The organism is Candidatus Acidiferrales bacterium, assembly GCA_035515795.1.
Taxonomy (GTDB): domain Bacteria; phylum Bacteroidota; class Ignavibacteria; order Kryptoniales; family JAKASW01; genus JAKASW01.
This window is the reverse complement of sequence record DATJAY010000003.1, coordinates 232,186-244,434: the sequence shown is the minus strand read 5'-3', so window position 1 is coordinate 244,434 and position 12,249 is coordinate 232,186. Positions and strand designations below refer to the sequence as shown.

At 49.1% G+C, this 12,249-nt stretch carries 11 protein-coding genes; 1 reads left to right on the top strand and 10 read right to left on the bottom strand.

All coding sequences use genetic code 11. From position 1 onward, the window contains the following. Positions 1–4: 4 nt before the first annotated feature. Positions 5–2,182 carry an ATP-dependent DNA helicase RecG gene (gene recG / locus VLX91_02330; protein HUI29027.1) on the top strand — a complete coding sequence of 726 codons (2,178 nt, stop codon included), beginning with the start codon at positions 5–7 and terminating at the stop codon, positions 2,180–2,182. 323 nt (positions 2,183–2,505) lie between these two features. On the opposite strand, the gene VLX91_02325 is transcribed toward recG, so the two are convergent. From VLX91_02325 to VLX91_02280, 10 genes are all read right to left on the bottom strand, one after another. After that, positions 2,506–3,132, bottom strand: coding sequence for a methyltransferase domain-containing protein (locus VLX91_02325; GenBank protein HUI29026.1), 627 nt, complete (start codon positions 3,130–3,132; stop codon positions 2,506–2,508). 164 nt (positions 3,133–3,296) lie between these two features. After that, the gene (locus VLX91_02320) at positions 3,297–4,262 is read right to left on the bottom strand and encodes an alpha/beta hydrolase (GenBank protein ID HUI29025.1); all 966 of its coding nucleotides are present in this window, start codon (positions 4,260–4,262) and stop codon (positions 3,297–3,299) included. Positions 4,263–4,463: 201 nt separating this feature from the next. Continuing rightward, positions 4,464–5,291 (bottom strand): CPBP family intramembrane glutamic endopeptidase, encoded by an 828-nt coding sequence (locus tag VLX91_02315; protein HUI29024.1) that lies wholly within the window; start codon positions 5,289–5,291, stop codon positions 4,464–4,466. Between the two features lie 71 nt (positions 5,292–5,362). Next, positions 5,363–5,761: a hypothetical protein gene (locus VLX91_02310; protein HUI29023.1), complete on the bottom strand. Its 399-nt coding sequence runs from the start codon at positions 5,759–5,761 to the stop codon at positions 5,363–5,365. Between the two features lie 326 nt (positions 5,762–6,087). Continuing rightward, positions 6,088–6,642 (bottom strand): hypothetical protein, encoded by a 555-nt coding sequence (locus tag VLX91_02305; GenBank protein HUI29022.1) that lies wholly within the window; start codon positions 6,640–6,642, stop codon positions 6,088–6,090. 952 nt (positions 6,643–7,594) lie between these two features. Then, positions 7,595–8,065 (bottom strand): hypothetical protein, encoded by a 471-nt coding sequence (locus VLX91_02300; GenBank protein HUI29021.1) that lies wholly within the window; start codon positions 8,063–8,065, stop codon positions 7,595–7,597. Positions 8,066–8,219: 154 nt separating this feature from the next. Continuing rightward, on the bottom strand, positions 8,220–8,957 hold the full coding sequence (locus tag VLX91_02295; protein ID HUI29020.1) for a carboxypeptidase regulatory-like domain-containing protein: 738 nt from the start codon (positions 8,955–8,957) through the stop codon (positions 8,220–8,222). 136 nt (positions 8,958–9,093) lie between these two features. Further along, the gene (locus tag VLX91_02290) at positions 9,094–9,870 is read right to left on the bottom strand and encodes a carboxypeptidase-like regulatory domain-containing protein (GenBank protein HUI29019.1); all 777 of its coding nucleotides are present in this window, start codon (positions 9,868–9,870) and stop codon (positions 9,094–9,096) included. A gap of 13 nt (positions 9,871–9,883) precedes the next feature. Next, positions 9,884–10,519: a hypothetical protein gene (locus tag VLX91_02285; GenBank protein ID HUI29018.1), complete on the bottom strand. Its 636-nt coding sequence runs from the start codon at positions 10,517–10,519 to the stop codon at positions 9,884–9,886. Positions 10,520–10,773: 254 nt separating this feature from the next. Beyond that, positions 10,774–12,168, bottom strand: a complete 1,395-nt coding sequence (locus VLX91_02280) for a hypothetical protein (protein ID HUI29017.1) — start codon at positions 12,166–12,168, stop codon at positions 10,774–10,776. Positions 12,169–12,249: the final 81 nt, after the last annotated feature.

Here is a 12,249-nt window from a genome sequence, read left to right as displayed (position 1 = left end):
CTGAATGCCTGATATGAATTCCTCTTCCTTCAGCGGCAAAGGTTCGATTGCGGAGGACGATGTTAAGTATTTAAAAGGCGTCGGTCCTAAGCGGGCCGAGGCACTCGCCACCGTAGGTGTTAAAACTCAGCTCGACCTCCTCTACTATTTTCCCCGCAGATATTTAGACAGGAGCAGGATTCTCAAGATAAAAGATGCCCAATCGGCACTTCTGACGCCGGACGAAGTGACGTTCGTCGGGAGAATAAAATCGCTTTATGTGAAAAGAGGTGGACGACAATTTCTTTTCGCGAAATTGGCAGACGAAACAGGGACGATGCGATGCGTCTGGTTTAACGGAGTACAATATTTCATACGCGCCTTCAAAGAAGGCGAGCTCATTGCATTCTCGGGAAAAGTCACGACGTACCAGGACGAGCCGTGTCTCATCCATCCGGACTACGATTATCTGGAAGATGAATCGGACGAGGAATTCCTTCACACCGGCGGAATAATTCCGGTGTACCCTGCCACGGAGGGCTTGAGGAGGGTCGGCATGGATTCTCGCGGATTGAGAAGAATCATCCGGAATTTCTTGGAGTCACGGCAAGATTACGAATTCCCGGATGATATTCTTCCTGCTGAAGTCCTTTCCACAAATTCTCTCATGAATTTCAAGGATGCGGCAGCTTCGATACATTTTCCCAAAGATGAGCGGCATCTCGGTTACTCACAGCGCAGGTTCAAGTTCGAAGAACTTTTCTACCTAGAGCTGCTCCTCGGCATCAGGCGAAACTTGACAAAACTCGCACCGGGGATTCAGATGTCCGCGAAGAAAAACCATCTGGTCGGAAAGCTGACAAACGAGATTCTTCCATTCAAGTTGACCGATTCGCAGAAGAAGGTCCTGCAGGAAATCTTTATCGATCTGAAGTCAAGTCACCCGATGCAAAGACTTCTTCAGGGAGACGTCGGAAGCGGAAAGACAATCGTCGCACTCATTGCGATCCTCATAGCGGTTGAAAACGGCTACCAGACAGCCTTCATGGCGCCGACGGAAATTCTCGCGGCTCAGCATTTCGCGACCGTGAAACAATACGTCGATCTGCTCGGGATCAAGTCTGCAATGTTGATCGGAGGACAAAAGAAGGGAGATCGAACGCAGATTTATTCCGATATCGAGGACGGCAGCGCATCCATAGTGGTCGGCACACATGCGCTCATCCAGGAGAAGGTCAAATTCAACAAGCTCGGATTAATAGTTGTCGATGAGCAGCATCGTTTCGGAGTCGTGCAGCGAATGGCACTTCAGGGGAAAGGTGAGAACCCACATTTGCTGGTCATGACGGCGACCCCGATACCGAGGACGCTCTCACTCACGATTTACGGCGACCTGGATGTCTCGGTCATCGACGAGATGCCCGGCGGAAGGAAAAAAATCAAGACGGCACTGCGCAGCGAATCACAGCGAGAAAGCGTTTACAAGTTCATCCGTGAACAGGTGCTGGCCGGCCAGCAGATTTTTTTCGTATACCCGCTGGTAAACGAAACGGAAAAGCTAGACCTGAAAGCGGCGACCCAGAGTTTTGTGCGCTTGAGAGACGAGGTTTTTCGCGGGTTTAAAGTCGGGTTGATACACGGGCAGATGACCGAAACCGAGAAGAACGACATCATGCTCGCATTCAAGAAGAACGCGATAAATATTTTGGCGGCGACAACCGTGATAGAAGTCGGCATCGACGTGCCGAACGCCACTGTGATGGTGGTGGAACATGCCGAGCGCTTCGGTCTGAGTCAGCTCCACCAGCTTCGCGGGAGAATCGGCCGCGGTGTGCATCAATCTTATTGCATACTCATGACGGATGAGAAGTACCTCGATGAAAAGAAAATCCGAACCCGAGAAGATGCTGTCGCCTATCAGCGGCTCAGGCTCTTCACATCAACATCGGACGGATTCAAGATCGCGGAATATGATCTTGAGATTCGCGGTCCGGGGGAATTCTTCGGCACGAAGCAGAGCGGCGTTCCGCCGCTGAAGTTAGCAGATCTAATCAAAGACCGCGACTTGATAATTCAGGCGAGAAGATCGGCGTTCAGGATCGCCGAACGTGACCCGCACCTCAGAGAAGGCCAGCATGCGAAGCTGCGGGAGACTCTTTTGAAAAATTACCGAGAGAGTTTCGAATTCTTGAAGGCAAGTTGAAAGCTATACTAAGAATTGGAGAAATTTATCCCGGTTATCTCTTGACAAAGGTTCGAAAGTCGGAGGCTCTCAAAACTCTCTATCTTCGATTTGTTTTCAGCCTGCCATATGTGGTTTCTTTGGTCGCACTGTTTGGATAACGTCCGCCTGAACCACGCCTGCCCAGCACTCTTTCATTGCAGGGCCGTGCCACATTCCTATTTGGGGGTACATTATGTTTGCGGCATGGAGCGAGTTCGATCATATACGACAATCAAGCGTCTCTCTTGAGCGTACCATGCGATGCGCAAATGGAGACCTGCGCAAACGCGGAAGATTTCCGTTCATGGTTCAAGTAAATAGATAGCGGCGACCCCGCTATCGAATATGAATCTTTTCTCCAGAGTATAATGCTGTTCAAGAACGAGCGTCTTCAGACCTTGTCGGGTAATGAAGTCACGGTAGTTCGCATAATGCTCGCGGCCCGCGCTGATCTCCATTAGTGTAACGAGGATTTTCCATACCCAGCCCATCGGAAATGGATGCGGCCCGAAATGGTAATCCATGAGCATGATACGACCGTCTGTTTTCACAACCCGCTTGCACTCTTGCAGCACGGCGGAACGAAGCCGGGCCGGCATTTCATGAAGTGTCAATACCATCGTGACGAGATCGAATGTCCGGCTGTCAAATGTCATCTGTGAGGCGTCTTCTAAACGGAGGTCGGCGGTTTCGCCCAGTCGTTGCCGCGCAATCGCCAGCATAGCTGGTGATAGATCGATGCCGAACAGTTTACAGCCTCCCCTTTGATACAAGGCCAATTGTGTCCCGGTCCCGCACCCCACATCAAGGATTGAGAGATTTTCTCTTGGGGGGAATGCCTTCAATCCCACTTCTCTCAATCTCTTTGCGGCAGGCTCATAGAACCGATCGTAAATTTTTGCGTGAAACCTGTACGGGTCTTGCTTCATCGACATGCCCTCCTTTTCAAAGGCTTCAGAAAACTACCGCGCGGCTATCGATAATACACCGCGCAACTTTCCATCGGGCTGCGTTGCGCATAATGTGTCGCGCAAAAAAAATCGTGCCGATCTTTGAGGGAGGCATCTCTTTCGCGCGTGTTATGCACCGCTTGTCATTTATATTTATCCATAAATCTAATCACCTCATGAAAAGTGTTGCTTATTTGATTGTTGCTTAAACCTCCTCCCAGTTTATCAAAGGCGTGACCCAAGCCGGCCATCCTAATAAATTGATGATCAATATTCTTTTGACTCAACGCTTCATCCATTAAGATAGATTGCTGGAAAGGCACATCGGTATCCTTATCGCCATGAATGAGCAACACAGGAGGAAAAATGCTGGTAATATTCTTGACTGGACAGAGCCGGTCAAAGTATTTCGGTTCTTTTACCGGATCACGACCACTTATAATACTTGTCCATATCCCCTGTTGACGACAATATACATATAAGTCAGAACGCTCATTGGAGGAGGCACTTGTTATGACGGAGCTGCGAATTGATTCAAAAGCTTTTTCTTTAGTTACCATCCCAAGACTGACATAAAAAGAATCGGGTCGATTGCACCATTCACTTTGTATATCGCCATAACCATAAAACGAGACGATCGCACGCGGGGGATTGTCGAGAATATAGCCGGTCATTAAAGCTAAATATCCTCCCGCGGAGTGCCCGATTACAAAGATTCTTTTCGGATCAATTTGTAATCGTGCGCCATTATTTTGAACCCAGATGATCGCATCCTTAATATCTGCGATTATCTCACATAATTTTGTTTCGGGAGCCAGTCTATAGTCGATGGATAACACGGAATATCCTGCGTCCAGATAAAATTCCAATTGTTCTTTGGGTAAGCTATTCCTGCTGCCCCAAACGAAAGCACCTCCATGTATCCAAACGATAATAGGGCGCGCTATTGTATCATCTGATATCCTATAAAAATCGGATCTTATTGAATCCTGTCCGATTATTTTGTATACAAACGTCTTCTTCTCGTATTCTAACCTGACTTCGGTTTTTTGGTTATAGAAATCGGTGAATAAGAAAACTAGGACTATAGAGAATATAAATCTTGTCATATAGTACCTCCGTTCATTGATTCTGTGTTTAAATGCCGCCTAATGTCCGCCGGGGAAAAAAACCTGTCCTCGCTAAAGTGGCGGCTCGGCCCGCGCGTTTCGCGCGGCTCCTTCCACGCATTCATGATAGCCTGTCCCGACCTTGGAGGGAAGCGTCGTGATACGGCGTGCTATTCGCAGCGCAACTCATCGTTCTGATCGTCAACCAGTCCACTCTTTCTGGAAGAAGAAATCCTTTTCCTTTAATACGATTCCAACGGCCAATACACTCAGTAATATTGTTTGGATAATCTTGCTGTCGGGGTGTGTGGCAAATATCTCGTTGAAGTAGCCGGCTGTAATGTGGAAAACAATAGCGACAAGAATATTCCGGCCCGTCTTGTAGTACAGCCAGTTCATTAACAGTACATAGGGGACAATGCTGACCAGGAAATTGACGCCGTGGATCCATCCCGTTTCGATAAGATTACTCTGGTAGTAATCTCTGATGGTTGAAAGTGGTATGTGCCAGACGCCCCAGAAGACACCAAACAACAATGAAGTCTTGAAAAGGTTCATTCTGCTGCGTAGGCAATCGGTACCATACGAGTGCCAGCCTAACTCCTCTACTATGGGAGCTATGATGAGCATAAACCAGACCGGGAAGATACCCGAGGAGAATGTGAAGTGGCCGGTGATGACGAATTGGGTCGGACTATATCCGAACAACAATGAGATCGCTTGAGAAACAAGTATGCTCGCCAGCATCAGAAAGAGAGTGAGGATAAGGTAGACCGGCCTTATGGATTGAAGATTCAAGATCCTCTTCGATACGTCGGCCCGTAAATCGGGGTCTTTTGAGATCAGCCAGTACGCAACACCCATTGGGGCTAGAAGGCCGATAAATCCCAGGACGCTTGCAATGGCCATGTTCCGATTTGTGTAAGGAGTGATGTGGCTGACGTAGCCGGCAACGGACCAGAATGCCCAGGGAATGGCTATCGCCAGACTGTAGAAGAGAATTGGACGATTGTATTTGTGGATGGACACAGAATTATCTCAAGTTGTGAGTTGTGTTGCGCCTAACGTTTGCCAGAAAGAATTCGTCCCGCGCTCCATCTTCACATGTATAACACTATATTGTGGTACACCGTGAAAGACAGATGGTTCGCGCTTCGGTTGTAATTAATGCCAACGGTCATAGTGTCGCGGATATCAATAACCGTGTCGGCAGCAGCTGACAATTCAGGAATCGATGCTTGGATCCTATGAGACCCAGCTGACACAGATGGCGATAAGTGCACCGCTAAGCTCAGGACGGAATTGGTGAATGCGGAGTCATTATAAATCGTCCTGTTATCCAGGCTCACGGTGACCACGTCATGTTGAAATCCGTCCTGCAAATCAATTGCAAATAGTGGCCTCGTTTCGTCGGATACCTTCGTTGAATGACTGCATCCTTGACTTAAGCCGAGTGCCACCAAGATCACAAAGCCTGCTAAAATGGAATGAGTTTTCATTTTGCCTCCTGCGACTTTCGCCTCCCCTTCACGTGTATCACGCCGCGCTCCTTCTTGATATGCGTGCGGTGACCGACATATGCCGCCTTGCGGCATCTCCCGCTCCGACATCATAGCCATTTAAATGATGCGGGACCCCGAGCGCGCTTGCGCCATCCCGGCATACAAATAAACTGGTCAGGACTTCGCGGTGACCGCATACCAAATATACAATAATGAGGAGGACAAATACTTTGCACGGGACATGCTCCTGATCGGGGAGCCTCTCCCGCCTCGCTCCCGGTCGGGAAGCGTCTTTGTCCCGCTTGTTAGGCGCAGTGCGCGACTCATTTCAACAACTCAAACTTACAAGTATTGAAAAAGGTGGTGCCGCTTACTATTTCAGTTCCGCCGCCATTGACGACTACGAACAAGGTGTCCGAAGTTGCCGCGGCGACGGTGTCCGTTTGGGAATAGTACGTCCAAGTCATGCCAGAATCGATGCGAAGAGTCGCGACGAGAGATGAATTGGATGCACCAGGGCGATTGAGGTAAACGTACACACCGCCACTGATTCCTGTATCCTTCCCAAAAACGGACAATGCATATTGGTGACTTCCCACCTGAGGAACCACCGTCGCAAAGATCGAGTTGCTTGGCCATGGAGCGAACCATGCTGCGTGCATGACAATGGAACTTCCTGAACCACCTTGTGGCACATCTGTAGAAAAATGAACCGCTGAAGTGTCGAGGACAACCCAACCCTGCAAGCTCGGCGTTCCGTTCATTTGAAAAGTGGAATTTGTGAGTAAGTTCTGGTTCCCATTCGGCCCGGTAACTGAATTGCTGCAACTGGAGCTTACCAAGCCGCAGAAAAGCAGTAGTAAGATTGCATGTTTCATGGTATCATTCCCTTCCGCCTGTCGTGCCTAGCCTCCGCGCGAATCGTGCCGCGCTCCTTCTTGATATAATGTGTGCGGTGACCGATAAAATATTTTGCACGCGCCACGCTCCTGCTCGGGAAGCATCTTTGTCCCGCATGTCATTTGTCGCAGAACCGCGACGGTCCCGCGGCAAATCGCTCAATCTTGGGCGCATTGTGAATCGGACCCCGTTCAAGGATGATCTCCCGCATGAATGGGCGCATCCACAATTGAGTTATAAGCCGAATCAAGAGTAGTAAGTGAACCTGTGCTATTGACAGTCAACTCCACTCATCCATAGTTATAATGACCATTGCGGAAAAGACGCAGCCCTAAGTAGCATGGGGTCGTGCTTACAAACTGCCCAGACCATCGACCTGCTGACTGGGAAGAAACAGCCAATGGCCCCGAATACGATCCCCATCCGGTCGAATCTGAAATCAGTGCGCCGTTAGATAATGCCGAAGTGAAACCTGAGACCGACGTTTGCACCTCGTTGCTATCAAGACACTGCACATATAAATCGTCCCAAGTGGATGGCGGGATGGACATCGTGGTTCCACCCGTACAATGGAAGGCAAAGTCCGGATTGCCATCGGCATTTAGATCAAAAGACCGGTCCTGAAAAACGGGTGTAGTATACCCAACGAGGCTTCCCCCGTTTGTGTTGCAGGACTGTGTGCAGCAGGCAACGAAGGCCAAGGTTAACATCAGAAGAACCCGAAATCCTTCTGCGAACAATTTGACAAACATCATACTCTAATCCTCCTTAAGGCTGGGTGCCACACAACCTCCGCGCGAATCACAGCTTGGCGCGCGCTTCGCGTGGCCTGTCCCACGCTCCTGGTCGGGAACCGTCGTTGATTCGCGTTGTTAGCCGGCGCGCAACTGGTCATTGAAAGACTTTCCAACCTATACATCATATTACAGCTCAATTGACTGTAAACTTCAGTGAAAATGTCCCAAAGCCGTTGTCCGTTGCCAATACGTATGAACCTTGAGCATTCTGCGTTCCTTCAAGGTCAACTATTGCGATCATGATCTGCAACAGAGAAATCTGTTGTGATTGATGTGGTAGAATCGAATATTCAATCGCAGAAGCGCAACCATAATCGCGTGGCGCGCTATAACTCAATCTCGTGGTTCCCCTACTGTCCTGAACTGAGTACCAGGCTATCGGCCAGCAGACGGGAATAGCAAAGCGAATCGTGGTGTCCCCGGGGTTATATACCGTCGTCGTTGCCCTCAAGGTGTCATGAATTCCGTACGATGGTCGGGGAATGCTGAATGTGACCTGCAAGTTATCGGATTCAATAGTTTTGGTAACTTGTGATACGGGATTATCCTTGATACAGCCAGCCCATAGTAGAGAGAGACTTAGGATAACGATGCTACGTCGCATAAATACCTCCATATTATGTCCTTCAATCAACAAAGTCATGTTCTGTTGCGTGTCGTCTAACCTCTGCGCACACCGCGCTCCTGGTCGGGAAGCGTCGTGATTGCCGCTGTTGGTTGCAGTTGCCGATCGGATGAGAGCGAAAGCATTATGACTTTCATGGCACAACAATACTCGCTCTGGTCACATTTGGATTAAACGACGTGTAAATCTCCTTCCCTGTTGAATCGGTGTAGGTCGCTAAGCCAACATAAGTGCGCGCCGCTAAGTAGGCGACGGAGCCGCTTTGAAGACCAAAGTTATGAAATGTCTGTGTGGCGATTGAACCATAGAATTGCGAAGAGTCAGAAGGGATTTGCGCAAATATATAAAAAGCTGAATGGTTGTAATCGGCAATAGTAGAATCCATTCCGACAAATATCAGAGCAAGCTTCTGATAACTCCCAGAATCTGATAAACAGCCATGGATCGTTACAGTGCTATCTAATACAACGACTCTAAGTGCCGAAGCATAATAGCTGGGAATCTGGAACAAAATCTGAAACACAACAGGAGAGAAAGTATCATTTGGGACAAACTGATATGACTCCAGTTCGGCAGTGCCGAACCCTGACTTGTGAAAAATGATTCTGTAGGTCCCAGCTTTCAAGTCAGAGAATTTGAAATAACCAGAAGTATCCGTTGTCGTTGAAAGAGAAGTTCCTTGAATAGAAACCTGTACACCCTCTCCGTTGCCCGCAAACGTGCGGTCTTGCTGCATCAGGTCAATGTTACCGACAAGACTTCCAGTTGTGCCAGTCGTTGGTCCGACAGCATTATCGGGGCGCTTGCAGCCCGCCACCAAACAAGCTATCATTAGAACGATAAGCAAATTCGACTTCCCAGTCCCCTTCATAGAACAATTTCCTTTCTCATTACTTGGCCGAACCATCGGCAATTGCGCCTAACCTCCGCGCGAATCACTGCCGTGCTCCTGGTCGGGAAGCGTCTTTGTCCCGCCTGTTAGGCGACGGCACAAATTATTTCCAAATTTACTTGTGTCCATGCTCTTTCAAATAAGCATCCCAGTCATCCCAAAAGCGTTGATACCACCCTTGTCCATTTCGTTTTTCTAGATACTTGATGACGACAGCATTGTAAGCATCGGAACCAAATGAATTACATCCCAAAACCACGGGGGCAAAACCGTACTTCTCAGTAAATGCCGAGTCGGGGGTCGGAGATACGCCCAGTCCCGCGAACCAAATTCGAACAAAACCATTAGCTAAGTCAGACCTTGCCTGGTCTGCCCACTTGGCATCCTGGTCCTTGAAATAGATGTCAACGCGGGTAGTCTCATTTGCCGCGACCTCAACCCCATATCGCATAACCGCGTCATACCCGATGTATGATGCCCTTAATGAATGCTTCCCTAGAGGGACTTTAGAAATCAAATAGTTGCCTCCTGTGTCGCTCCCAACCATAAGCTGTACCGAGGAATCTAGAGCAATCGAGGCATTGTGTATTGGCTCACCAGTGGCGGAATCTCGAACCGTACCAGTGATTGTACCATAATGGCTTGAAGAGGTTCGCGGGACCACTTGTCCATAAGCAACGGTAGCTTCTACAAGCAGACCCCAGACGAACAATCGGATGACGAATCTGCGAAGTATAATACTCATTATCTTGTGCTGCTCCCAACCTCCGCGCGAATCACGCCGCGCTCCTTGATACAATGTGCGGGACACGCTCCTGATCGGGAACCGTCGTTGATTCGCGTTGTTAGCCGTCCGCTGCGTTGCAAGTTTGTAGGCACTTAAATGAGACATGATGCAAACCTTGTTAAAAGAAGTATCCGATCGACAATCCAATCGGGAATGTTCCGACAGGCCCGGCCAAACCGTCTGGTCTTCCGTCACCAGCATAGACATGGATATTCTCTTTCAAACTCCCAAGGTAGTCGGCGGTGATTGAAACGGCTATCGACTGAGTCATCTTGTATCGAACGCCACCTCCTAATGCCAGCGCAAATGCCCACGACTGCCCACTTAGCGAAAAGAAAGAGGCGGAGTCTGGTGAAATCGTTACCTTCGATATTCCTACTCTAGCTCTGAGGAATGGACTAATCACAGAACTTGTGGATAGTTCAATGCCAGCCAAAATGAAAGACTGGTAAGTTTCGATCTTTGGCGGATCACTCACCAGTAATCCTATCTGGACTGTCTGTATGGCAGCATATCCTCCCTCGGCAGAAAGAGATGCCGTTAGAGATTCGTGCGAAAACATCTGATAGTTTAAATAGCCTTGAACGTAGAATCCTGCGCGCGATGGCTCAAGAGCATTGGTTCCGTACAGGAAGAGACCAGTGACAGGGATTACGTCCACTGAAACCGACGCCATCAATGGTCGGTCTTGGGCAAATGCAGGAATCGTGACCACGGCAATGACGGTGGACCAAATCGCAAATAGCCTTTTCATAAACTGCCTATTTCCTTTAAAGGAGATGGATGCAACGCATTGGCGCCTAACCTCCGCGCGAATCACGCCGCGCTCCTTCTTCATATAATGGGCACGGGACACGCTCCTGATCGGGAAGCGTCTTCTTTGCGCGTGTTAGTTGCAGTTGCCCGCTCATTTCTATGAATCTATTCTGTTAGTTTTGCTATTTTCGTCATTTAATCTCAGTGTGCATAGTAGAAGGTAAGTCATAAGATTACATCCCGTCCTGTTGGTTATCGCTCACCTACAAGTTCTCTGATTCGATTATTAGCGGCTTGCCTGACAAACTCATCCATGTCCTCGATAGCAATCTTAGTTAGCAGCGTCTGATCTGTAAGCTTAGTGACGGCTATTGCACGGACATCCCAATGTTTGCCGTTGATAGCCACTTTGGCTACCGCGTTCTCATCGGTAAGTTTCTTGGCGGCGGCTTCGCGGACATAATAATCAATATGGTCATCCTCAATCGCCACTTTGGCCACCACTTCTTCATTGGAAATCTTCTCGAGAGCGGCTTGCCCGGCATTCAAATCCAAACCCTCAATCGCAACTTTGGCCAGCATTTCCTCATCAGTAAGCTTCCTAACAGCGGCTTCGCGGACCTGCCAATCACCGTTCTCAATAGCAATCTTGGCCAGCAGTGCCTGATCGGTGAGCTCATTGACAGCGGATTGACAGACCTCCGAATTTTCACCTTGGATTGCCGATTCTGCGAGCTTGTTGATAGCAATGACACGAACGTCCTCCCGCCTATCCCCGACAGCAATTTTAGTCAGCAGTGCCTCATCCGTGAGTTTCTCGACGGCGGCTTCGCGGACTTGCCAATCATCGTCCTCGATTGCAAGCTTTGCCAATAGCACTTGGTCCATGAGGTTCTTGACAGCAGCTTTGCGGATAACCCAATTATTGCCCTTAGCTACAAACTTGGCTAGTACCGACTGGTCAGTGAGCTTTTCGACAGCAGTTTGGCGGACATACAGATCCTTGTCTTCAACCGCAACCTTGATCAGAACATCCTGTCCGGTGAGCTTCTCGACAGCGGCTTCGCGAACTCGCCAATCATCGGCCTCAATGGCAATCTTAGCCAGCAGTGACTGATCGGTGAGCCTATTGACAGCGGACTGACGAACTCCCCAATCGTCCTCTTGCCTATCCTCGATAGCTACCTTAGCCAGCAGTGACTGGTCGATGAGTTCATAGATAGCCGATTGACGGACATATTCGTTCCTGTCCTGAGTCGCCACCCTTGCCAGCGCTGCCTGATCGGTTAGCTTGGTAACAGCGGCCTTGCGGACATCAGAGACCGTGTCTTCAATCGCAACCTTGGTAAGAATTGCCTGATCGGTAAGCTTCTCGACAGCAGCTTCACGGACATCAGAGACTGTGTCTTCAATCGCAACCTTGGTAAGAATTGCCTGATCGGTAAGCTTCTTGACAGCAGCTTCACGGACATCAGAGACTGTGTCCTCAATCGCAACTTTGGCCAGAACCTCTTGTTCAGTTAGCTTCTCGACAGCGGCTTTGCGGACTCGCCAATCCTCATCCTCAATTGCTGATGTGCAACCCATCAAGAAGCTGACAAGCAAAGAGAACAAGGTCATAAATAAAATAGAACGAATTGCAAGCATGGGACTTTTCCCTTTCAAGTATTAGTGTAACGCCATTGGCGCCTACCCTCCGCGCGAATCACGCCGCGCTCCTTCTTGATA